Annotated in this window: 25 protein-coding genes; 12 read left to right on the top strand and 13 right to left on the bottom strand. The window is 59.1% G+C overall.

What is annotated here, in order from left to right; all coding sequences use genetic code 11:
- The first annotated feature begins 37 nt into the window (after nucleotides 1-37).
- The 4 genes from ACZ5FP_RS06555 to ACZ5FP_RS06540 all read left to right on the top strand — a co-directional run bounded on the left by ACZ5FP_RS06555 (nucleotide 38) and on the right by ACZ5FP_RS06540 (nucleotide 3,514).
- Nucleotides 38-742, top strand: coding sequence for a glutathione S-transferase family protein (locus tag ACZ5FP_RS06555; RefSeq protein WP_464662815.1), 705 nt, complete (start codon nucleotides 38-40; stop codon nucleotides 740-742).
- A gap of 133 nt (nucleotides 743-875) precedes the next feature.
- Nucleotides 876-1,871 (top strand): cation diffusion facilitator family transporter, encoded by a 996-nt coding sequence (locus ACZ5FP_RS06550; RefSeq protein ID WP_464662814.1) that lies wholly within the window; start codon nucleotides 876-878, stop codon nucleotides 1,869-1,871.
- Between the two features lie 5 nt (nucleotides 1,872-1,876).
- The gene (locus ACZ5FP_RS06545) at nucleotides 1,877-2,173 is read left to right on the top strand and encodes an ArsR/SmtB family transcription factor (protein ID WP_464662813.1); all 297 of its coding nucleotides are present in this window, start codon (nucleotides 1,877-1,879) and stop codon (nucleotides 2,171-2,173) included.
- Nucleotides 2,174-2,269: 96 nt separating this feature from the next.
- Nucleotides 2,270-3,514, top strand: a complete 1,245-nt coding sequence (locus ACZ5FP_RS06540) for an MFS transporter (RefSeq protein ID WP_464662812.1) — start codon at nucleotides 2,270-2,272, stop codon at nucleotides 3,512-3,514.
- Nucleotides 3,515-3,558: 44 nt separating this feature from the next.
- Here ACZ5FP_RS06540 and ACZ5FP_RS06535 read toward each other — a convergent pair whose 3' ends face one another.
- On the bottom strand, nucleotides 3,559-4,572 hold the full coding sequence (locus ACZ5FP_RS06535; protein WP_464662811.1) for a zinc-binding alcohol dehydrogenase family protein: 1,014 nt from the start codon (nucleotides 4,570-4,572) through the stop codon (nucleotides 3,559-3,561).
- A 100-nt stretch (nucleotides 4,573-4,672) separates the two neighbouring features.
- Between ACZ5FP_RS06535 and ACZ5FP_RS06530 the strand changes: the two genes are divergently transcribed.
- The 3 genes from ACZ5FP_RS06530 to groL all read left to right on the top strand — a co-directional run bounded on the left by ACZ5FP_RS06530 (nucleotide 4,673) and on the right by groL (nucleotide 7,296).
- Nucleotides 4,673-5,047 (top strand): winged helix-turn-helix transcriptional regulator, encoded by a 375-nt coding sequence (locus tag ACZ5FP_RS06530; RefSeq protein WP_288191981.1) that lies wholly within the window; start codon nucleotides 4,673-4,675, stop codon nucleotides 5,045-5,047.
- 240 nt (nucleotides 5,048-5,287) lie between these two features.
- Nucleotides 5,288-5,584, top strand: coding sequence for a co-chaperone GroES (groES, locus tag ACZ5FP_RS06525; RefSeq protein WP_105736255.1), 297 nt, complete (start codon nucleotides 5,288-5,290; stop codon nucleotides 5,582-5,584).
- Between the two features lie 65 nt (nucleotides 5,585-5,649).
- Complete coding sequence (gene groL, locus ACZ5FP_RS06520) at nucleotides 5,650-7,296, top strand: chaperonin GroEL (RefSeq protein WP_105736257.1); 1,647 nt, start codon at nucleotides 5,650-5,652, stop codon at nucleotides 7,294-7,296.
- Nucleotides 7,297-7,406: 110 nt separating this feature from the next.
- On the opposite strand, the gene ACZ5FP_RS06515 is transcribed toward groL, so the two are convergent.
- The 3 genes from ACZ5FP_RS06515 to ACZ5FP_RS06505 form a co-directional block, all read right to left on the bottom strand.
- Nucleotides 7,407-7,808: a type II toxin-antitoxin system VapC family toxin gene (locus ACZ5FP_RS06515; protein WP_464662810.1), complete on the bottom strand. Its 402-nt coding sequence runs from the start codon at nucleotides 7,806-7,808 to the stop codon at nucleotides 7,407-7,409.
- Entirely contained in the window at nucleotides 7,805-8,059 is a 255-nt protein-coding gene (locus ACZ5FP_RS06510; protein ID WP_464662809.1) for an AbrB/MazE/SpoVT family DNA-binding domain-containing protein, read from the bottom strand. Before ACZ5FP_RS06510 ends, ACZ5FP_RS06515 begins: the two co-directional genes overlap by 4 nt.
- 73 nt (nucleotides 8,060-8,132) lie before the next feature.
- Nucleotides 8,133-8,540 carry a winged helix-turn-helix transcriptional regulator gene (locus ACZ5FP_RS06505; RefSeq protein ID WP_223611684.1) on the bottom strand — a complete coding sequence of 136 codons (408 nt, stop codon included), beginning with the start codon at nucleotides 8,538-8,540 and terminating at the stop codon, nucleotides 8,133-8,135.
- A gap of 91 nt (nucleotides 8,541-8,631) precedes the next feature.
- Here ACZ5FP_RS06505 and ACZ5FP_RS06500 point away from each other — a divergent pair, with 91 nt between their 5' ends.
- Entirely contained in the window at nucleotides 8,632-9,192 is a 561-nt protein-coding gene (locus ACZ5FP_RS06500) for an NADPH-dependent FMN reductase (RefSeq protein WP_464662808.1), read from the top strand.
- A 71-nt stretch (nucleotides 9,193-9,263) separates the two neighbouring features.
- A complete protein-coding gene (locus ACZ5FP_RS06495; protein ID WP_223611686.1) occupies nucleotides 9,264-9,944 on the top strand; it encodes a glutathione S-transferase family protein in 681 nt (226 codons plus the stop codon).
- 9 nt (nucleotides 9,945-9,953) lie between these two features.
- Here ACZ5FP_RS06495 and ACZ5FP_RS06490 read toward each other — a convergent pair whose 3' ends face one another.
- The 3 genes from ACZ5FP_RS06490 to ACZ5FP_RS06480 form a co-directional block, all read right to left on the bottom strand.
- Nucleotides 9,954-10,307, bottom strand: coding sequence for a VOC family protein (locus ACZ5FP_RS06490; protein WP_464663197.1), 354 nt, complete (start codon nucleotides 10,305-10,307; stop codon nucleotides 9,954-9,956).
- A 10-nt stretch (nucleotides 10,308-10,317) separates the two neighbouring features.
- Nucleotides 10,318-10,725 (bottom strand): SRPBCC family protein, encoded by a 408-nt coding sequence (locus tag ACZ5FP_RS06485; RefSeq protein WP_464662807.1) that lies wholly within the window; start codon nucleotides 10,723-10,725, stop codon nucleotides 10,318-10,320.
- Nucleotides 10,726-10,794: 69 nt separating this feature from the next.
- A complete protein-coding gene (locus tag ACZ5FP_RS06480; RefSeq protein WP_464662806.1) occupies nucleotides 10,795-11,571 on the bottom strand; it encodes a helix-turn-helix domain-containing protein in 777 nt (258 codons plus the stop codon).
- 159 nt (nucleotides 11,572-11,730) lie between these two features.
- Between ACZ5FP_RS06480 and fumC the strand changes: the two genes are divergently transcribed.
- The gene (gene fumC, locus ACZ5FP_RS06475) at nucleotides 11,731-13,122 is read left to right on the top strand and encodes a class II fumarate hydratase (protein WP_464662805.1); all 1,392 of its coding nucleotides are present in this window, start codon (nucleotides 11,731-11,733) and stop codon (nucleotides 13,120-13,122) included.
- Nucleotides 13,123-13,230: 108 nt separating this feature from the next.
- Entirely contained in the window at nucleotides 13,231-13,638 is a 408-nt protein-coding gene (locus ACZ5FP_RS06470) for a DoxX family protein (protein WP_464662804.1), read from the top strand.
- A gap of 63 nt (nucleotides 13,639-13,701) precedes the next feature.
- On the opposite strand, the gene msrA is transcribed toward ACZ5FP_RS06470, so the two are convergent.
- From msrA to ACZ5FP_RS06440, 6 genes are all read right to left on the bottom strand, one after another.
- Nucleotides 13,702-14,388 carry a peptide-methionine (S)-S-oxide reductase MsrA gene (gene msrA, locus ACZ5FP_RS06465; protein WP_464662803.1) on the bottom strand — a complete coding sequence of 229 codons (687 nt, stop codon included), beginning with the start codon at nucleotides 14,386-14,388 and terminating at the stop codon, nucleotides 13,702-13,704.
- Between the two features lie 22 nt (nucleotides 14,389-14,410).
- The gene (gene msrB / locus ACZ5FP_RS06460) at nucleotides 14,411-14,905 is read right to left on the bottom strand and encodes a peptide-methionine (R)-S-oxide reductase MsrB (protein WP_464662802.1); all 495 of its coding nucleotides are present in this window, start codon (nucleotides 14,903-14,905) and stop codon (nucleotides 14,411-14,413) included.
- A 112-nt stretch (nucleotides 14,906-15,017) separates the two neighbouring features.
- Nucleotides 15,018-15,716 carry an ATP phosphoribosyltransferase gene (gene hisG, locus ACZ5FP_RS06455; RefSeq protein WP_464662801.1) on the bottom strand — a complete coding sequence of 233 codons (699 nt, stop codon included), beginning with the start codon at nucleotides 15,714-15,716 and terminating at the stop codon, nucleotides 15,018-15,020.
- Complete coding sequence (locus ACZ5FP_RS06450; protein ID WP_464662800.1) at nucleotides 15,713-16,843, bottom strand: ATP phosphoribosyltransferase regulatory subunit; 1,131 nt, start codon at nucleotides 16,841-16,843, stop codon at nucleotides 15,713-15,715. The genes hisG and ACZ5FP_RS06450 overlap by 4 nt, the downstream gene beginning before the upstream one ends.
- Nucleotides 16,844-16,849: 6 nt before the next feature.
- Nucleotides 16,850-18,364: a histidine--tRNA ligase gene (gene hisS / locus ACZ5FP_RS06445; protein ID WP_464662799.1), complete on the bottom strand. Its 1,515-nt coding sequence runs from the start codon at nucleotides 18,362-18,364 to the stop codon at nucleotides 16,850-16,852.
- Between the two features lie 143 nt (nucleotides 18,365-18,507).
- Complete coding sequence (locus tag ACZ5FP_RS06440) at nucleotides 18,508-19,155, bottom strand: DNA-3-methyladenine glycosylase I (protein WP_464662798.1); 648 nt, start codon at nucleotides 19,153-19,155, stop codon at nucleotides 18,508-18,510.
- 195 nt (nucleotides 19,156-19,350) lie between these two features.
- Here ACZ5FP_RS06440 and ACZ5FP_RS06435 point away from each other — a divergent pair, with 195 nt between their 5' ends.
- Nucleotides 19,351-20,145, top strand: a complete 795-nt coding sequence (locus ACZ5FP_RS06435) for a L,D-transpeptidase (protein ID WP_464662797.1) — start codon at nucleotides 19,351-19,353, stop codon at nucleotides 20,143-20,145.
- The last annotated feature ends 59 nt before the right edge of the window (nucleotides 20,146-20,204 follow it).

Raw genomic sequence — 20,204 nt, 5'->3', positions numbered from 1 at the left:
TCACCGCGGTATGACATTCAAAAATGAGGAAATGAAAATGGAACCCGTATTGTTTTATGGCGTGCCGCATGGCTGCTCGTTCGGTTCAATCGTCGCGCTGGAATGGCTCGGCCAACCCTATCGCCTTGCCCGCGTCGACATGCTGGCCAAGTCGAAGAGCGCTATCTATGGCCGCGTCAACAGCATGCACCAGACACCGACGCTGCTTCTGGAAAACGGCAGCAGCCTGCGCGAAAGCTTTGCCATTCTCCACAACATCGCCGCACGCGATCTTGGGAAGCAGCTGGGGTTTGCCCAGGGCACCGAGACGCATGACAGGCTCAACCAGATGCTGGCCTATCTGCACACCAGCTTTCACTCTGCCTTTGCGTCGGCCTGGACCGCCTACAAGCTGAAAGAGGGCGATCCGGCGATCAAGATACTGCGTGACCTGGCACGGGAGAAAGCCGCCTCCTGCTATGCCTATCTGCAATCCCATCTGCAGGGGCGGGATTGGCTTGTCGGCACCAACAGGACGATTGCCGATGCCTACATGATCGGCATCGCCCGCTGGGGCGAGGATCTCGGTCTCTTTGACCTCAAAACGGAGTATCCCGGCCTTCATGCCTATCTGCAGAAGCTGGAAGCCGACAAGGCCGTGATTTTTGCCCATGCCATCGAGGACGAAACTCCGGCTGTCACCAGCGGCCAGTTTCTCGGCCACATCACATTGGATGAGGCTGGAACGCGGCTGGCCGCCTGATCGCGCCGATGACGATCCGCCGGGGCCCTTCCGGCGGACCGAACAAACCACCGTTCGGACGCGCTGCGATTGACATAAAACATATGAACATGTATTTATATGATGTATGTCATCAACGGGACGAGCCGGAACAATGTCGCAGTCGCACGCAGGGCACGACCATGGCCCCAAAATAACCAATGACAATCAGCGCAAGGTGCTGATCGCCTTCATCATCACGTTCTCCTATATGATCATCGAGGTGATCGGCGGCGTAATGTCCGGTTCGCTGGCGCTGATTGCCGATGCGGGACACATGCTGACCGATGCCGGTGCGCTTGCCCTGTCCTATGCCGCGTTCCGCTTTGGCCAGCACGCGGCAGACCAAAGCCGCACCTATGGCTATCTGCGCTTCGAGGTTATTGCCGGCCTCATCAATGCCATCGCGCTCTTCGCCATTGTCGTCTGGATCGCCATCGAAGCGATCAACCGCTTCCGCTCACCCGGTGAAATTCTGGCGGGCCCCATGTTCCTGGTGGCCTTCGTTGGGCTGCTCATCAACATGCTGGTGTTCTGGATCCTGACCCGCGGCGACAAGGAACATGTGAACATCAAGGGCGCCGTCCTGCACGTCATGGGCGACCTTCTCGGCTCCGTCGGCGCCATCAGCGCAGCCATTGTCATCTATTTTACCGGCTGGACGCCCATCGACCCGATTCTCTCCATCCTGGTTTCCGTGCTGATCCTGCGCAGCGCCTGGGCCCTGCTGCGCAATGCGCTGCACATCCTGTTGGAAGGCGCGCCTGAAAATGCCAGGCCGGAAGAAATCCAGACATATCTCATGGGAGCGGTTGCAGGGCTTGCCGCCGTCAGGCACGTGCATGTCTGGCTCATCACGTCAGGCAAGGCGCTTGCAACGCTGCATGTCCAGCCAGAGGACGGAACCGACCCGCGCCGTCTTGTGAAGACTGTCGAGGCCGAGCTCGCCAAACGCTTCGACATCCAGCACGCCACCATCGCCATCGATTGGCCGGATATGCCGCATGACGAAGGCGAAATCGGGCAACAGACCGCATCCGCCTCGGCAGATCACGAGACGGACGGCAATCACGCCGGCCATGATCACAGCCACGCGGGACACAAGCATTGACAGCCATGACGATGCCAACGGAATCCGACACCGCAAGCCTGGCTGAAACCTTCAAACTCCTTGGCGATCCGACCCGCCTGCGCATTCTGTTCTATTGCCTCGATGCGCCGCGATCCGTCGGCGATATCGCGGAGAGCCTTCACCTGTCGCAATCGCTGGTCAGCCATCATTTGCGCCTGTTGCGCAGCGCTCGCATCGTGCGCGGCGACCGGCGTGCCAGGCAAATCTTCTATGCGCTTTCCGACGCGCATGTCAGCGGCATGCTGATGGATATGGCCCATCACGTGCGCGAGGACGGTTGAACGCTCCTGACACAAACCGTCAGGGTCGTCATATTCACTGCAAAGATTTTGCAATAACCTTGTGGCATTGATCCACCACAAGCCTGTTTTCGCCCCATGCAATTCATCACGCTACTCCGCCGACGCTCCATCGGTTTGCTCTGGTCCGGCCTTGCCTTGTCCGCTGTCGGCGACCAGCTCTATACGGTCGCGCTGAGCTGGATTGCCGTTGATATATTCGGCCCGGCCGCCGGTTATATCGCCGCGGTCAAATCGGCGATCATCCTTGCCGTCCTGTTCCTGGGCGGCGCCATGTCGGATCGCTGGGACCGCCGCCGCACGATGATCGGCGCCGACCTTTGCCGCTGCGCCGTGCTGGTTCTCGTGGTTCTCGTCTGGATGATCGAAGGACAACCGGACGCCTGGGTGCTTGCCTTGGCCGTCGCGGTTCTTGCCGCCGGTGAAGCCCTGTTCCTGCCGGCGCTGCAGACCATTCTGCCGCAGCTGATCGCCAATGAACCGGGCCTGCTGGCCGGCACCAATGCGTTGCTTGATGCGACGAACCGGCTGGCGCGATTGCTTGGTCCCGGACTGATTGCATTGGCTGGCGCGATCATTGCCCCCATTCATTTTTTCACCGCCAATGCCCTGAGCTTCCTGCTTTCAGCGGCAGCGATCATGGCATTGCCTTTGTCTTCGACAGCGGTCGCGCCGCCCGTGAGCCAGCGGAAAAAACACCCGCTCGCCAGCCTGTCCTACGGTTATCGCGCCATGCACAGGCAACCGCTGCTCGGCTTCCTGCTCGACAGCAATGCCTTCATCGGCGGCGCATGGTATGTGGCCTTCTTCCTCGCTGTTCCCCTGATCATCTCCAGCCAGTTCGATGCGTCGCTGACAACCGGTTTCGGGCTCTACGGTCTGGTGATCGCGGCATTCGGGGTGAGCAATCTCATCGCCAATCTCGTTGTCGGCAACCGTCCCATGCCGGAACATCCGGCGCGGATGATCTATCTCGGCGTGTGTACAACCGGTACTGGTATCCTGCTGATGGCGCTGGCCGCCCTTGCCCCCATGCCTGTGCACTGGCGTCTCATCGGCTTTGTCATCGCTTCGGGAGTGTCGGGTTTCGGCGGCCCTTTCAAGGACGTCGCCTTTGCAACCCTGCGCCAGACCCTGCTGCCGTCAGCCGATATCGCACCGGCCACACGCATCTATATCGTGACCTCACACGCCGGCATGCTCTTCGGTATGCTGGTGGCCCCGATGATGAGCAGCCGCGTCAGCCCCGGCGATCTCCTCCTCATCTGCGGCGGCACCTATCTTGCGGTGGCCATCATCGGCTGGCTGCGGTTTGCGCGATAACGCTATAGCGGGCAGAGCATGGACGCCCTGCCCGCCGCCGTTGTTTAAAAGCCGGTCAGGACAATCTTGCCGCGGGCTCGCCCGCTTTCAATAAGCGCATGGGCCTTCTTCAGATTGGCGGCTGAAATCGGGCCGAGATCGTCGGCAAGGGTGGTGCGCAGCGTGCCGGCATCCACCAGTTCCGCCACCCTGTTGAGCAGCTTGCGCTGCTCCTCGATATCGGCGGTATCGTAACGCGAGCGGGTGAACATCACTTCCCAGTGGATGGAAACACTTTTCCATTTGAACGGCATGATATCGTAGCTTTTCGGATCATCGATCAGGCCGAACCGGCCCTGCGGCGCAATCAGCGCCGCAATCTCCGTGCGATGCGTATCGGAGTTCGTCGTCGCAAAGACAAAGGCGGGGGCGCCGAGACCGAGCGCTTCCACCTGCGCGGCGAGCGGCTTTGAATGATCGATGACATGGTGTGCGCCCAGTTCCTCCACCCATTGGCGGGTTTCCGGGCGCGAGGCCGTGGCGATCACCGTCAGGTTGGTCAGTTTGCGCGCAAGCTGCACGGCAATCGAACCGACTCCACCGGCACCGCCGATAATCAGAATGGCGTTGGCTGCGCCAACCACCGGAATGTCGATGTGGAGCCGGTGAAACAGCATTTCCCATGCGGTAATCGACGTCAGCGGCAGGGCAGCCGCGGCGCTGAAATCGAGGGATTTCGGCTTCGTGCCAACGATGCGCTCATCGACAAGATGATACTCGGCATTGGTTCCCGAGCGATCCACCGCTCCCGCATAGAACACCTCGTCCCCAACCTTGAAGTGCCGGACATCCGGCCCCACCGCTGTAACGATACCGGCCGCATCCCAGCCGAGAACTCTTGGCTGGCCCGCTTCCGGCTTTGCACCGGCGCGGATTTTCGTATCGACGGGATTGACCGATATGGCTTTCACTTCGACCAGAAGGTCGCGCCCCTGCGCTTCGGGCTTGGGCAGATCGATATCGACGAGTGAAGTTTCCGCAGTGACCGGCTGCGGTTCATAATAGGCGACAGCGCGCATAGGCATTCTCCAGATAAGTTGACGCTGTTCAAATGCGCGCTATGTTCGAACAGTGCAAGAATGCACATAAATTGCATATAGTGTCATAAAGGATACCGTGATGCCGCGCATCCGCCATACGAATTTTGATTGCGCCCCGGGTTGTCCCGTGGAAGGAACGCTCAATCTCATCGGCGGCAAATGGAAGGGCATGATCCTTTTTCACCTGATGTCCGGTACGCTGCGCTTCAACGAAATCCGCCGTCACCTGAACAGCGTTACCCAGCGCATGCTGACCAACCAGCTGCGCGAGCTGGAGGCCGACGGCTTCATCACACGCAAGGTTTATGCACAGGTACCACCCAAGGTGGAATACTCCCTGACGGAACACGGCCGCAGCCTGGAGCCGATCATATCGGCCCTCAAGGTCTGGGGAGATACCCATCTGCGTTCCGAAGCGGCAAAGGCTGCAACGGTGCGGTCGCGGGCCGCATAACCGCGGACGCGTCATCATTGGTTCACAATTGCATGGGATGATTTCGCATGGGCTGAAGACGCGCCAGCGTGCATTGCTTTTCAGTCATTCGCCGAAAATTCGGCAAACCTCTCCCTTGACTCTTCCATGGCTGCCCACTATTTCCGAGCCCAGTTAGCACTCGTCACTTGTGAGTGCTAATAACGCGGACGATCACTCGTTCGCTTCACCGTTTTGACACCAACATCAAGGGTTCTAACCATGGCCAAGACCAAGTTCCGCCCGCTTCACGATCGCGTCGTCGTACGCCGTATCGAATCCGAAGCAAAGACTGCAGGCGGCATCATCATTCCGGATACTGCCAAGGAAAAGCCACAGGAAGGCGAAATCGTCTCCGTCGGTACCGGCGCTCGTGACGAAGCCGGCAAGCTCATCCCGCTCGATGTCAAGGCAGGCGATCATGTCCTGTTCGGCAAGTGGTCGGGCACGGAAGTCAAGATCGGCGGCGAAGATCTGCTGATCATGAAAGAATCCGACATTCTGGGCATCCTCGGCTAATCAGCCGGTTTTCCCTTTAATCAACGAATTTCGATCAAACCGGGTTCAATCCCAGGAGAGATAAAATGGCTGCCAAAGAAGTAAAATTCGGCCGCGACGCGCGTGAGCGCATGCTGCGCGGTGTCAATATCCTTGCGGACGCTGTCAAGGTAACGCTCGGCCCGAAAGGCCGCAACGTCGTTATCGACAAGTCCTTCGGCGCTCCGCGCATCACCAAGGACGGCGTAACCGTTGCCAAGGAAATCGAACTTGAAGACAAGTTCGAAAACATGGGCGCACAGATGGTCCGTGAAGTCGCTTCGAAGACGAACGACATTGCCGGTGACGGCACCACGACTGCGACGGTTCTGGCCCAGGCAATCGTTCAGGAAGGCGGCAAGGCTGTTGCTGCCGGCATGAACCCGATGGACCTGAAGCGCGGCATCGATCTTGCTGTTGCAGAAGTCGTCAAGCAGCTCGGCAAGAGCGCCAAGAAGATCAAGACTTCGGAAGAAGTTGCGCAGGTTGGCACGATCTCTGCCAATGGCGAGACTGAAATCGGTGAAATGATTGCCAAGGCAATGCAGAAGGTCGGCAACGAGGGTGTTATCACCGTCGAAGAAGCCAAGACCGCTGACACCGAACTCGAAGTCGTCGAAGGCATGCAGTTCGACCGCGGCTACCTCAGCCCATACTTCGTCACCAACCCTGAAAAGATGGTTGCTGACCTCGAAGACGCCTACATCCTTCTGCACGAGAAGAAGCTGTCGAACCTCCAGGCTCTCCTGCCGGTTCTCGAAGCTGTCGTCCAGACTTCCAAGCCGCTCGTCATCATCTCCGAAGACGTCGAAGGCGAAGCTCTTGCAACGCTCGTCGTCAACAAGCTGCGCGGCGGTCTGAAGATTGCTGCCGTCAAGGCTCCTGGCTTCGGCGATCGCCGCAAGGCCATGCTGGAAGACATCGCGATCCTCACCGGTGGTCAGGTTATTTCCGAAGATCTCGGCATCAAGCTCGAAAGCGTTACGCTGGACATGCTTGGCCGCGCCAAGAAGGTGTCGATCACCAAGGAAAACACCACGATCGTTGACGGTCATGGCAAGAAGGGCGAAATCAACGCCCGCGTCGGCCAGATCAAGCAGCAGATCGACGAAACCACTTCCGACTACGACCGTGAGAAGCTGCAGGAACGTCTTGCCAAGCTCGCTGGCGGTGTTGCCGTTATCCGCGTTGGCGGTGCAACGGAAGTTGAAGTGAAGGAAAAGAAGGACCGCGTCGACGACGCTCTCAACGCAACACGTGCTGCTGTTGAAGAAGGCATCGTTCCCGGCGGTGGCGTTGCCCTACTCCGCGCTTCGGCAAACCTGACACTCAAGGGTGCAAACTCCGATCAGGACGCTGGCATCAACATCGTTCGTCGTGCGCTGCAGGCTCCGGCTCGCCAGATCGCAACGAACGCAGGTGACGAAGCTTCCATCGTTGTCGGCAAGATCCTTGAGAGCAAGAAGGAAACCTACGGCTACAATGCGGCCAATGGTGAGTATGGCGATCTGATCGTCATGGGCATCGTCGACCCGGTCAAGGTTGTTCGTACGGCTCTGCAGGACGCAGCATCGGTTGCCGGTCTTCTTGTTACGACAGAAGCCATGATCGCCGAAGCTCCGAAGAAGGACAATGGCGGCGCTCCCCAGATGCCAGGCGGCGGAATGGGCGGCATGGGCGGTATGGACTTCTAATCAGTCCACGCCAATCACATACGGAAAAGGCGGGCCTTGGCCCGCCTTTTTTGTTGTCTGTATTTCAAGCAGCGTTCTATCGAAGCGGATTATCGCTCGGTTACGGCCTGTTAAGCTGATAGGAGCTTTACCGACACGCCACTTGCTCCAACGAGAGTGGCAGCAGTTTTATCGAAAGTGACGAATACTTCACCGCCCAATCGCTGCCCTTCGAAGGCGATCACGCCATCGGCAAAGTCACCACCCGCGTCGAGCACCGCAAGACCGGCCTCGACGGCAGCTTTGGTGGATGCCACATTTTCGCTTTGGGTCAATGCACGCACGGCTCGCGCAATATCGCTTCGATCAAACTTATAGCCTCTGGCGAGCACCCAGCAGAATTCACACAGGGATGTCGTGCTGACAGCCACCAATTCAACGTCTCTGAGGAGGTTGGCTGCGGTGGCGGACTGGACCGGATCGTCTTGGACAACGGCCCTGAGGAGAACGTTGGTATCAAGCGTGGCCTTCATTTTTTGAGACCAGCCCATCCGTCAGCAATGATCTCATTGATCTCTTCAACGCTGAGCGGTTTTTGATCCGGGCGGCTTAGAAGTCCGATAAAATTCTCGATAGAACCAGACCGCTTGGCGGCATGAACCTCAACTTTTCCATTAGGCAGAAGCTCCGCCACGATTTTGTCGCCGGGCTGTACACCCAGATGCTGAAGGACATCTTTTCGAAGAGTAACCTGGCCCTTTGCCGTCACTGTCAGTACGCTCATCACATCGCCACCTGTTTAACCCGCAACAAAGTAAGGCATTTTTACCTTACTTTCAAGAGTGGTGGTGAACGCGTTACTCAGCTGCGTGGGCAAATGAGGCGGCGATGTCAGCCACGCCGGTGGCGTTGTCGAACCGAGCCCGCGCATTGGCGATACGTTGCTCGTTCTGAATGGCAAAATCTGCCAGCCCGCGCACCGGCACCAGCAGTTCACGGCCAAGATCGGTCAGCTCGTAGTCCACGCGCGGCGGAATGGTCGGATAGACGGTCCGGGTGACGAAGCCGTCACGCTCAAGCCCGCGCAACGTGCTGGTCAGCATCTTCTGCGAAATCCCGTTGATGGTTCGCTTCAGCTCGTTAAAGCGCATTGAACCATTGCCGAGATAGTTGATAACCAGCACGGTCCATTTGTCACCGACACGGGCCAGAATGTGATTCACCGCCGTACAGGCAGAGGTTACTTGGAAGTGCTTCGGTTTCAAAAAAGTGCCTCCTTGCGGGTATTTTCAACAGTCACTTATATAGCGCCAGTAACCAATAGTTACCACAGCAAAAACCTGAGGAATTCTGAATATGACGAAACTGAAGATCGGCATCATCGTTGGCAGCACGCGCATTGGCCGCTTTGCCGAGTTCCCGGCGAAATGGATCGCCGACGTTGCGGGCAAACGCGACGATGTCGCGGTCGAAATCCTCGATCTCATCGACTATCCGATGGCGTTTTTCGGTGAAGAGCGCACAACCACGGAACAGAGCGAGACGGCGGAACGCTGGAAGAAGAAGCTGCGTGAATTCGATGCCTATGTCGTTACGGTCGCCGAATACAACCACGCGCCAACGGGCGTTCTGAAAAACGCGATCGATCTTGGCGACTTCATCCACAAGCCGGTCGGTTTCGTCGGTTATGGCGGTGTCGGCGGCGCACGGGCCATCGAGCACCTGCGCGGGATTTTCGTCGAGATGAGTGCAGCCTCGGTTAAGACAGGCATCCACATCTCGTTCCCGGAATATCTGAGCGTGGTCAAGGGCGAAAAGACGCTTGGCGATTATGCCCATCTGAATGAGGCAGCCACCAACCAGCTCGATCAGCTCGTCTGGTGGGGCAAGGCTCTGAAGGCAGCGCGCTCCGCATAAATTCCAAAGGGCGGCCGTTTCGACGGTCGCCCTTTTTGCTTGTTCAGCCATCACGAATAGGGAGACCCGCCATGACCAAGAAACTTACCCTGATCAGCCATCTCCTTTGCCCCTACGTGCAGCGCGCGGCGATTGCACTGGCGGAAAAAGGCGTGCCCTTCGAAAAGATCTACATTGATCTCAATGCCAAGCCGGACTGGTTCCTCAAGATATCGCCGCTGGGCAAGGTCCCGCTGCTGAAGGTGGAACAGGACGATGGCTCCGAGGCTGTCCTGTTCGAAAGCACGGTCATTGCCGAATATATCGAAGAGACCGAAGGTGAACCGCGCCTGCATCCGGACAATGCCCTCGAGCGTGCCCGCCATCGTGGCTGGATGGAATTCGGCTCGACCATCCTTTCGGATATCTGGTCGCTGGAAACCACAGGGGATGCGGCGCTGTTCAACGACAAGCTTGCGACACTGAAAGCCAAGTTCGCCCGGCTCGAAGAGGTTCTCGGCGACGGGCCGTTCTTTGCCGGCAAGACATTCAGCCTTGTCGATGCGGTGTTCGCCCCGGTCTTCCGCTATTTCGACACCTTCGACACACTCACGGAACATGGCGTGTTTGCCGCTTACCCGAAGGTCCGGGCGTGGCGCCAGGCCCTGTCGGAGCGTCCGAGCGTCAAGGCGGCGGTCACGCCGGAATATCCGCAGCTGCTGCGCCAGTTCATGGAACGCTACGACGCGCACATGCTGAAACTGGCCGCCTGAACGGCCCGCCTATTTGTCGGACCAGACCGCGAGTTCATAGCCATCCGGGTCGGCGAAGTGAAAGCGCCGCCCGCCCGGGAAATCAAAAACAGGCTTGACGATTTTCCCGCCGGCGCTTTCGACACGTTTCTGGGCATCGGTAAGGTCATCGGCGAACAGAATGACCAGCGGGCCGCCGGTTCGCACGTCACCGCCGGCAGCAAAGCCGCCCGTGAGATTGCCATCGGAAAATTCGCAATACTCCGGACCGTAATCCTTGAAGGTCCAGCCGAACGCCTCGCCATAGAATGCGCGCATGCGGCCGATGTCGCTGACGTTGAATTCGATATAGTCGATCCGCTTGTCCCTGCCCGATTGAGCCATCATCCGTCCTTCATATCTGCTGCGTTTCCAAAACGGCTTTCAATGCCGTCAAATCTCTCAAAACCCACGCGGCGTCTTCCGCAAACTTGCCCTCGCTCATGTCAGGCATGCGGAACAGCGTGAAACTGACCTCGCAGCCGTCATTGTTCGGGATCACGCGCAACGGCACATAGACCTCCTCGCCGGTTTCCGTCACAACCCAATGATCCAGAACCCCATAGGCGTTCAACGGGGCGAAGCGGATGCGTAGTCTCCCGACCGGCCCGTCCGCAAGCCACTCATCTCCGAGCTTTTGCAAACCGGATGCCAGCCCGGATGCCCATTTCGGCACATTCTCCGGATTGGACGCGAAGTCGTAGACCGCATGCCAATCCCGTTCGATGGAAACCTGTAGAGTTCGCGAGTCACGCGTCACCACGGCCTGTCCTCCCCATTTGCATGTTACCTATCGCTTATCGCACCGGCCTGTCTTGAACAAAACGGCCAATCAGGCCGCCATCTGCTGCACGACATCGCCGGGCGATATGCCCGCCAGCGCTTTTACCTCCCGGCTCAAATGCGCCTGATCGGCATAATCCGCCTCAAATGCCAGCATGCCAAGGCTGCTTTCCGGCGTGCACTGTGCCAAACGAAGGAAATGCTGGAAGCGCAGGATGCGTTCGAGTGTTTTCGGACCATAGCCGAAATGTGTCCGGCAGTGCCGCCGCAAGGTGCGTTCGCTCATATCGAGAAGCCTGGCGAGCCGGGAAACGTGCGACCCCTCACCCACCCGGCCGAGCGCCGAAAAGGTACGGGACATGGCCTCATCGGGCTGGTCCATCGAACCCGCCATTGCGGCAATAGCCGTTTCCAGCCGTTGCATTGCCTCTGTCTCCGATTGTGCCGGGCTCAGCGTGTCCACAAGCGCCTCGGCTTTTGCACCCCACAATTCACCGAGATCAACCCGCAATCCCACGAGCTCGGACATGGGCAGGCCGAGCCATTTTGCGGCAGCACCCGGCGCGAAACGCATGCCGACAACGCTCGTAATACCCGGATCAACCACATGGGGTGCGATATCGGGACCGGCCACGCTCAGACGGCCTTGCGACCACAGAATATCGACGCAACCATCGGGAACAACGGTCACCGGCTTTCCCCAGACATGCGGGCTTACATGGCTCCAGACACAGAGAAAATGCGGCCTCAGCGCCGCCTGGGGCACCGACTCACGATACTGTCCCGAGCAATTGGCAAGAACAGGCGTCTCCTGGGGTGAATTCATGGGTAACCTTGCCGAAATTTTCATTTGCGCAGAACGCCGTATAATCGATTTTATCCCATTGCCGAACGATTTCCAGAACAACATTCTCCTGGCAAACCTTGCCTCGCGCGGAGGTTAGCAGTAGTTCTTCCGGCAACTTCCAACAGGATAGAAAGCACGATGAGCAATACCCGCACCGAAACAGATACGTTTGGTCCCATCGAAGTCGCCGCGGACAAATACTGGGGCGCGCAAACCGAGCGCTCGCTGCATAATTTCAAGATCGGCGGCGAAAGAATGCCGATCCCGCTCGTCCGCGCCCTTGGCATCGTCAAGCGCGCTGCCGCAGAGACCAACATGGCGCTCGGCAAGCTCGACGACGTGACCGGCCGCGCCATCACGGTCGCAGCGGAAGAGGTCATCGAAGGCAAGCTGGACGATCATTTTCCGCTCGTCGTCTGGCAGACCGGTTCCGGTACCCAGTCGAACATGAACGCCAATGAAGTCATCTCCAACCGCGCCATCGAGATGCTCGGCGGGGAAAAGGGCTCGAAGAAGCCGGTTCATCCCAACGACCACGTCAACATGAGCCAGTCGTCGAACGATACGTTCCCGACCGCCATCCATATCGCCACTGCCGTCGAGGCGACCAAGCGGCTCTATCCTGCCCTTGACCATCTGACCACCGCCCTGGCGAAGAAGGAAAAGGCCTTTGCCGACATCATCAAGATCGGCCGTACGCATACGCAGGATGCGACACCAGTCACGCTCGGCCAGGAATTCTCCGGCTATCGCGCCGCTTTGGAATATGCCCGCAAGCGCATCGAACAGAGCCTTGCCGATGTGTTCCTGCTGGCACAGGGCGGCACAGCCGTCGGCACCGGCCTCAATGCCCCTGTTGGTTTCGATACGGGTTTTGCCGAAGCCGTGTCGGATATCACCGGTCTCAGCTTCAGGACGGCACCGAACAAGTTCGAAGCGCTTGCCAGCCATGGCGCGCTCGCCAACTTCCACGGCAGCCTGAACGCGCTTGCCACCGACCTCTTCAAGATCGCCAACGACATCCGCTTTTTGGGTTCAGGCCCCCGCTCCGGCCTCGGTGAATTGAAGCTGCCGGAAAACGAACCGGGCTCGTCGATCATGCCGGGCAAGGTCAACCCGACGCAGGCGGAAGCGCTGACGATGGTCGCGGCACAGGTATTCGGCAACCAGACGACAGTTACCGTCGCCGCCAGCCAGGGCCATTTCGAGCTCAACGTGTTCAAGCCGGTCATTGCGCTCAACGTCCTGCAGTCGATCCGCCTGCTTGCGGATTCGATGGTGTCCTTCGCCGACAATTGTGTCGAGGGCATCGAAGCGGACGAAGTGCGCATCAAGGACCTGCTCGAGCGTTCCCTGATGCTGGTCACGGCGCTTGCGCCCGCCATCGGCTACGACAATGCAGCCAAAATCGCCAAGACCGCCCACAAGAATGGCACGACCTTGCGCGAGGAAGCACTGGCCAGCGGCCACGTTTCGGCTGAGGATTATGACCGTCTCGTTCGCCCGGAACGCATGATCGCACCGGAATGAGAAGAGAAAATCATTTCATTGTGAACAATGCGTCGAGAAAATAGTGGCTTTGTTTGACAATCGAATTTAGGTATTCGGTTGTCACGACAAACTCTGGAGAACGATCCCATGTCAGACAACGCACTTGCCAACTCAACAACGTCCAGCAATGCCATCGCCACACTGATCAGCCGCATTCTGCTGACCCTTTTGTTCATCCCGGCGGGATATGGCAAGCTGACCAACCTGGCCGGTACGGCTGAATATTTTGCAGCCAAGAGCCTGCCGCTGCCAACGGTAACAGCTGCTGTCGTCGGTCTCGTCGAACTCGTGGGCGGCCTTGCCGTTCTCTTCGGCTTCCAGACGCGCTACGCAGCCATTCTTCTCGGCCTCTTCACGCTCGGCGCCGCCTATGTCGGTCACTGGGCACCCTTCGAAAGCATCCAGTTCTTCAAGAACCTGGCTATCGCAGGCGGTTTCTTCGTTCTGGCCCAGCATGGTGCAGGCACGCTTTCGGTCGATGCCAAGCTTCGCTGAAATCGATCCAAGTTGCATGGAAAAGGCCGCTTAACGCGGCCTTTTTATTGTCCCGGTTTCCCGTCAGTCTGACGCTTTCGCCTCGCTGACCAGAACAGGTTTGTCCCGGTAGTCCTGTGGGAAGAGTTTGCTGAGGCCCTCGATCTTCGGCAGATCATAATAGGCGATATAGGGCTGCGAAGGATGCAGCGTCGCGTAATCCTGATGATAGCCCTCCGCGGGATAGAACTTGTCCAGAGCGGAAATCTTGGTGACGATCGGTCCCGAATAGGCCTTTGCCTTGTCCAATTGGGCGATATAGGCGCTGGCAATCTTCGCCTGATCCTCATTCGTGGTGAAAATCGCCGAGCGATACTGCGTTCCCGAATCCGGGCCCTGCCGGTTCAACTCTGTCGGATTGTGCACCACGGAGAAATAAACCTGCAGGATCTTGCCGAGGCTGACCACCTTGGGATCGAACGTCACCTCGACGGATTCCGCATGGCCTGTGTTGCCGGAACTGACAATCTCGTAGCTCGCGGTTTCCTTCTTGCCGCCGGAATAGCCGGACACGGCATTGGTGACACCCTTCAGATGCTGGTAGACACCCTGCACGCCCCAGAAGCAGCCGCCGGCGAGAACGATCGTTTCCGTCTTCGCGGTTGCCGTCTGGTCCATGGCGGGTGGCGGAACCATGGTGATGCTTTCGGCAAAGGCAGTGACCGGCGTGAAGATGAGGCAGGAAGCGAGCAGAATTTGACGCAATTTCATATCGATAATCCTTTCCCGGATATCAGGCGGCGGCTGGTTTGAAGGTAAGGGCCACGCCGTTCATGCAATAGCGCAGACCGGTCGGCTGCGGCCCGTCGTCAAAGACATGGCCCAGATGGCCGCCGCAGCGGTGGCAGTTGACGGCGGTGCGTGTCATGCCGAAGGAACTGTCCGACACTTCCGTCACAGCACCCTTGATCGGCGCCCAGAAACTCGGCCAGCCGGTGCCGCTGTCAAATTTGGTGTCGGAATCGAAGAGCGGCAGATCACACCCGGCGCAGGCAAATGTCCCCTTGCGCTTTTCGTGGTTGAGCGGGCTGGTGAACGGGCGCTCCGTGCCTTCCTTGCGCAGCACGTCATATTGGTCTGAGGTGAGCAGCTTCTTCCATTCGGCATCCGTATGCTCGACTTCAAAAGTACCGGCTGCATAGGCTTTGGCCTGGGAGGAAAAGCGCGCGGCGATCAGCGCTCCAAGTCCCAGAACAGCTCCGCCAAAAAGCGATCGGCGTGTCATCATGACAAAGTCTCCCTGAACAGGATGACCGAAACATATCAGTCATCTCGTTGGGAAATACGTATGAGCGGCCGTAAAAGTTACAAAGCCACGTGATATCACGGATAGTTGATGCTTAGCCGCGCGCTATCGCCGCCTGTATGCGTTGCGCCAGAGCCGCACCCCCCGCGGGATCGGCACTGCGGCGCGAGGAAACGAGGCACGCCTCGGATTTGAGGATGATGCCGTCTTCCAGAACCTTCAGGTGATTGGCCTGCAGGGTCGAGCCCGTCGAGGTGATGTCGACGATGATATCCGCAGAACCGGATGCCGGAGCGCCCTCGGTGGCGCCAAGGCTTTCAACGATGCGGTAGACCTGGATACCGTGCATCTGCGAGAAAAACTGCTGGGTCAGGCGCCAGTATTTGGTGGCGATCCGCAAACGCCTGCCGTGACGCTGGCGATACTCGGCAGCCACGTCGTCGAGGTCAGCCATCGTCGACACGTCGTACCAGACCTCGGGCACGGCCACGACCACATCCGCATGACCGAACCCCAGCCGCGCTTCGATCTGCACGCGCTCATCGGCTGCCGACAGGCTCTCACGGATGAGGTCCTCGCCGGTTACCCCGAGATCAACGCTGCCATAGCCAAGCTCACGGGCGATTTCCGAGGCCGACAGGAACAGGATGTCGATCCTGCTGTCACCCTCGACCTGCGCGCGATAGTTGCGCTGATCCTTGGGCAGGATGACTTTCAGCCCGGCTTTTTCAAGTACCTCAAGGGCCTGTTCCTTAAGGCGGCCCTTGGAGGGAAGCGCAAGGGTAATGGTCATCGCGCACCTCCGGCAATTTTCTCCAGCCGGTCGAGCCAGATCGAAAAACCGACGCCGGGAATGGAATCGACGGCGCCAAGCATGGTCAAAAGCCGGTCATAGCGCCCGCCGCCGACAATGGCGCCAAGATCAGGACTGGCGAGCGCGCGGGTCTCGTAGACAAGCCCGGTATAATAATCGAGCGGACGGCCAAAAGCGGCATCGTAGACGATGTTTTCCTGCTCGATCCCCGCTTCGCGCACGGCGACAACCCGGGCTTCGAACTGGTCGAGCGCCGGTCCGAGGTCGAATTCATTGGCCCGCGAGAAAGTGTGCAGGTGTGTTGAAGCCGTCTGCAATGGCACCCGGATGGCCAGGAATGTCTCCAGTGCGGCAAAGGCCTGCGCCGGCAGCTTGACCGAGGCCAGATTGGCTTTTTCGATCAGACGGCGCGCAATTTCCTGCGGACTGCGCCCGGCGCCCGGCGAAATACCGGCGACCTGCATGTCCTGTTCCAGCGCGGCGGCAAGTCCGGTCTCGTTACCGTCCGCTACCAGCGCAGTGAGACGGTCGGGCAGAGAACCGTTCTTCTGGCTGGACGAGAGATCGGCGAGCAGGCTCTTCAATTGGCCCGGATTGCCAAAGGCGCGCGCCAGCTTTTTCTGCCAGCCGCGCGGCAGGCCGAGTGCCGCAAGAACCGCTTCGAATATCGCCTGATCGCCGAGCAGCGTTTCAAGCTCGGCTTTCGGCGCGACAAGCCGGATGGAGGCAATGGCATCGGCCAGCGAACGGGCATCCGCACGGGCGCGGTTGGCATCGCCCAGATCCTCGATCCCGGCCTGAAAGAACTCGTTGCCGCCCTCGCGCCGCTGGCGAAACACTTCCCCCAGATAGGCATAACGCTTGGGCGTGGCGGCATTGAGCTCGATATGGTTGCGGCAGACCGGAATGGTGAATTCCGGGCGCAGGCACAGGCTCTGGCCGTTCTCGTTCTCGGTGAGGAAAATCCGGCGGCGCAAATCTTCGCCCGCCATATCCAGAAACTGGTCAGCTGGTTGAATGACCGGAATATCCACAAGCTCCGCATCCCGCGCGGAAATCAGCGCGGCAAGGTCACGGGCAAAGACAGGAGCGCGGGAACCGGTCATAGCGGATCAGCCAGCCTTCAAGGCGTTGGCGCGATCCTCAGCCTGGGCTTCGAGAATCTTGCGCACTTCCGCGACGAGATCGCTTTCCCTGGCGGTGATCTGCGCCTGACGGCCTTCACGCCACACGGTATTGTCCTCGATCTCGGCCGAAAGACGCGCACCTTCGATCAGGTCCTTGATCTGCACTTCGCCATTGTCGCGTTCCTGCGAACCCTGAATGATCACACAGGGTGCGCCACGCCGATCCGCATATTTCATCTGCGGCTTCATGCCGGAACCGCCGAGATACATTTCGGCGCGAATGCCCGCCTGCCGCAGGTCCGAAACCATCTTCTGGTAGCGGCCGAGGCTTGCCGTATCGCGGTCCATGACCAGCACGACCACCGGCCCGACATTATCCGACGTGTCAAGCTTGCCAAGGTTCTTCAGGGCCGTCATCAGACGCGATACACCGATGGAAAAGCCCGTTGCAGGTGTGGGCTCGCCGCGGAAACGCGACACCAGACCGTCATAACGGCCGCCGCCGCCAACGGAGCCGAAAACGACCTTTTCGCCCTTCTCGTTGGTGACATCAAAGGTCAGTTCGGCTTCAAAGACCGGGCCGGTGTAATATTCGAGACCGCGCACCACGGACGGATCGATGCGGATGCGCGCGCCATAACCGGCAGCCGAGGACAGAGCCTCGATGGTAGCCAGTTCGGCAACGCCTTCGACACCCTTGTCGTTTCCGGCGACAACGGCTTCCAGATTGGCAATGGTCTCACTGCCGTCGGCACCACCGGCTGAGGTAAATGCCAGCACCTTGGCGATCGCCGCCTCGTCAAGGCCCGCGCCCTTGGTGAAGTCGCCACTTTCGTCGAGACGACCTTTACCGAGCAAGAGACGCACGCCATCGACGCCGAACTTGTCGAGCTTGTCGATAGCGCGCAGCACGACCAGACGCTGGCCCATCTTGTCGCCGCCGCCCAGCCCGATGGATTCCAGCACACCGTCCAGCACCTTGCGGTTATTGACGCGGATGACATAATCACCGCGCTTGATGCCGACAGCTTCCATCACGTCAGCCATCATCATGCACATTTCCGCATCCGCCGAGACGGAGGGCGCGCCGACCGTATCGGCATCGAACTGCATGAACTGGCGGAAACGGCCGGGACCCGGCTTCTCGTTGCGGAACACCCAGCCCGCGCGATAGCTGCGATAAGGCTTTGGCAGGCTCTCGAAATTCTCGGCCACAAAGCGCGCCAAAGGCGCCGTCAGATCGTAGCGCAGCGACAGCCACTGCTCGTCATCGTCCTGGAAGGAAAACACGCCCTCGTTCGGCCGGTCCTGGTCGGGCAGGAACTTGCCGAGCGCATCGGTATATTCGACGAGCGGTGTTTCCACAGGCTCGAAACCGTAGAGGTCGTAGACCTTGCGGATGTCGGCCATCATCGTTTCGGCAGCACGCAGATCATCGGGAACCCGATCCACAAAACCGCGCGGCAGCCGCGCCTTCAACCTGTCTGCCTTCGTTGTCATGATTTTGATCCGATGCCTTGAAGTATCAACTTTGAATTGGAGTTTGCTCTAACCGATCAGGGCATGGAGGGCAAGGAATTACCGGCTCGCAATTGCCGCAGCAAAGCAAGCCCGCATGCCGTTTTCAGTTTACTACAGGTGGATTAGACAGGCCGTTTGAAATTGGCGCGGATTTTTTCGATCTCCGCCCGGCACTTGCAGCCTTCCACATGGTCGTTCACCAGCCCCATGGCCTGCATATGCGCATACATGGTGGTGGGTCCGACAAAGCTGAAACCGCGTTTCTTCAAATCCTTGGAGAGGCGCACCGACGCCGGTGTCGTGGGATTGGCCATCAGCGTGCCATAGTCGACAATTCTGGGCCGCTCCTCAACAGGCGGTTCAAAGCTCCAGAAATAGGCGGCAAGCGAACCTTTCTCCGCAAGGAGTTCAAGGACGCGTCTGGCGTTGTTGATGGTCGAGGTGATCTTGCCGCGATGGCGGATGATCCCGGCATTGGCCAGCAGCCGCTCGATATCCTTCTCGCCATAGCGGGCGATGCGCTCGAAATCGAAGCCGTCGAACGCCTCGCGGAAGTTTTCGCGCTTGCGCAGGATGGTCAGCCACGACAATCCCGATTGAAAGCCTTCCAGGCATATCTTTTCAAACAGGCGGCGGTCGTCCGTGACGGGACGTCCCCACTCGTGATCGTGATAGTGGATATATTCCGGCAGCGCTCCGGGCCAGGAACATCTGGTCTCGCCGTCCTCGCCCGTCATCAAACCTGTCTTTACCGGCGCTTCGTCTGTCATCTGCCTGTCCTTCCGGAACATGTTCACCTGGCATTAACCAGTGACCGAAACCATCCGGTAACCACAACAAATAGTTTCCGGAAAGAATCGCTTTTTATTGATCCTCGTTCACTTTTTTCTACCGCCACGCGCGCAAACTCAATCCGAAACCTGACAAATCCTGTCAGGAGCGTTGATTGCCAAGAGAATTGCCCGATGAAGACCGCATTGCTGCTTGTCACCTCCTGCCTGACCGCCTTTACAGTCCACGCCAATGCCAGCGAGCGCTACGCGACCCGGCCGCCGGTGGTGATGAGCCCCGACCTGTCCGCGCCGTGGGTGATGCAGCTGCGGGAACGCCCCGTTGGCACCTCGGTCAATATACGCGACCGCGTTGTCCTGAGCGACCCGCCGGCACGCGGCTCAAGCGTGCATCGCCGCGAGGCACGCCGTCCCGTCCGGACCGAAGAGGCGGCCAACCCGGCCGTGCGCGAAGTGTCGTTCCGCCGCCCGGCAGAACCTGCCGCCGAAGCGCAGCCCAAAAAGCGCGCCATGGACCCGAAATTCCTGCCGCAGACCGTTGCCTATAGTGGCCCGCAGGCACCCGGCACCATCGTTATCGATACGTCCCAGCGGTTCCTATTCCTCGTCGAAGCCGATGGCCAGGCCCGCCGCTATGGCGTTGGCGTCGGCAAGGAAGGCTTTGGCTGGAACGGCACCAACAACATCACCCGCAAGGCGGAATGGCCGGACTGGCGCCCGCCTGCTTCGATGATCGAGCGCGAGAGAGAAAAGGGCAAGATTCTCCCGGTTCACATGGAAGGCGGCCCGGCCAACCCGCTCGGCGCCCGCGCGCTTTATCTGGGCAATACATTGTATCGCATTCACGGCACCAACGCGCCCTGGACGATCGGCCACGCCGTCTCCAGCGGCTGTATCCGCATGCGCAATGAGGATGTCACGGATCTCTACGAACGCGTCAAAGTCGGCACGAAAGTCGTTGTGATGTGAGAGTTAGTGGGGACGGCACCGGGGGCGGTGCCGAAACTGGGCGGTGGTTCCGATGGAGC

The organism is Phyllobacterium sp. T2-21 (assembly GCF_055378485.1).
This window is presented reverse-complemented; position numbering and strand designations above follow the sequence as displayed.

What these genes read in the sequence shown, in the direction of transcription:
- ACZ5FP_RS06555 (WP_464662815.1), top strand. Translation starts at nt 38, where the DNA reads ATGGAACCCGTATTGTTTTATGGCGTGCCGCATGGCTGCTCGTTCGGT.
- ACZ5FP_RS06550 (WP_464662814.1), top strand. Translation starts at nt 876, where the DNA reads ATGTCGCAGTCGCACGCAGGGCACGACCATGGCCCCAAAATAACCAAT.
- ACZ5FP_RS06545 (WP_464662813.1), top strand. Translation starts at nt 1,877, where the DNA reads ATGACGATGCCAACGGAATCCGACACCGCAAGCCTGGCTGAAACCTTC.
- ACZ5FP_RS06540 (WP_464662812.1), top strand. Translation starts at nt 2,270, where the DNA reads ATGCAATTCATCACGCTACTCCGCCGACGCTCCATCGGTTTGCTCTGG.
- ACZ5FP_RS06535 (WP_464662811.1), bottom strand. Translation starts at nt 4,572, where the DNA reads ATGCGCGCTGTCGCCTATTATGAACCGCAGCCGGTCACTGCGGAAACT.
- ACZ5FP_RS06530 (WP_288191981.1), top strand. Translation starts at nt 4,673, where the DNA reads ATGCCGCGCATCCGCCATACGAATTTTGATTGCGCCCCGGGTTGTCCC.
- groES (WP_105736255.1), top strand. Translation starts at nt 5,288, where the DNA reads ATGGCCAAGACCAAGTTCCGCCCGCTTCACGATCGCGTCGTCGTACGC.
- groL (WP_105736257.1), top strand. Translation starts at nt 5,650, where the DNA reads ATGGCTGCCAAAGAAGTAAAATTCGGCCGCGACGCGCGTGAGCGCATG.
- ACZ5FP_RS06515 (WP_464662810.1), bottom strand. Translation starts at nt 7,808, where the DNA reads ATGAAGGCCACGCTTGATACCAACGTTCTCCTCAGGGCCGTTGTCCAA.
- ACZ5FP_RS06510 (WP_464662809.1), bottom strand. Translation starts at nt 8,059, where the DNA reads ATGAGCGTACTGACAGTGACGGCAAAGGGCCAGGTTACTCTTCGAAAA.
- ACZ5FP_RS06500 (WP_464662808.1), top strand. Translation starts at nt 8,632, where the DNA reads ATGACGAAACTGAAGATCGGCATCATCGTTGGCAGCACGCGCATTGGC.
- ACZ5FP_RS06495 (WP_223611686.1), top strand. Translation starts at nt 9,264, where the DNA reads ATGACCAAGAAACTTACCCTGATCAGCCATCTCCTTTGCCCCTACGTG.
- ACZ5FP_RS06490 (WP_464663197.1), bottom strand. Translation starts at nt 10,307, where the DNA reads ATGGCTCAATCGGGCAGGGACAAGCGGATCGACTATATCGAATTCAAC.
- ACZ5FP_RS06480 (WP_464662806.1), bottom strand. Translation starts at nt 11,571, where the DNA reads ATGAATTCACCCCAGGAGACGCCTGTTCTTGCCAATTGCTCGGGACAG.
- fumC (WP_464662805.1), top strand. Translation starts at nt 11,731, where the DNA reads ATGAGCAATACCCGCACCGAAACAGATACGTTTGGTCCCATCGAAGTC.
- ACZ5FP_RS06470 (WP_464662804.1), top strand. Translation starts at nt 13,231, where the DNA reads ATGTCAGACAACGCACTTGCCAACTCAACAACGTCCAGCAATGCCATC.
- msrA (WP_464662803.1), bottom strand. Translation starts at nt 14,388, where the DNA reads ATGAAATTGCGTCAAATTCTGCTCGCTTCCTGCCTCATCTTCACGCCG.
- msrB (WP_464662802.1), bottom strand. Translation starts at nt 14,905, where the DNA reads ATGATGACACGCCGATCGCTTTTTGGCGGAGCTGTTCTGGGACTTGGA.
- hisG (WP_464662801.1), bottom strand. Translation starts at nt 15,716, where the DNA reads ATGACCATTACCCTTGCGCTTCCCTCCAAGGGCCGCCTTAAGGAACAG.
- ACZ5FP_RS06450 (WP_464662800.1), bottom strand. Translation starts at nt 16,843, where the DNA reads ATGACCGGTTCCCGCGCTCCTGTCTTTGCCCGTGACCTTGCCGCGCTG.
- hisS (WP_464662799.1), bottom strand. Translation starts at nt 18,364, where the DNA reads ATGACAACGAAGGCAGACAGGTTGAAGGCGCGGCTGCCGCGCGGTTTT.
- ACZ5FP_RS06440 (WP_464662798.1), bottom strand. Translation starts at nt 19,155, where the DNA reads ATGACAGACGAAGCGCCGGTAAAGACAGGTTTGATGACGGGCGAGGAC.
- ACZ5FP_RS06435 (WP_464662797.1), top strand. Translation starts at nt 19,351, where the DNA reads ATGAAGACCGCATTGCTGCTTGTCACCTCCTGCCTGACCGCCTTTACA.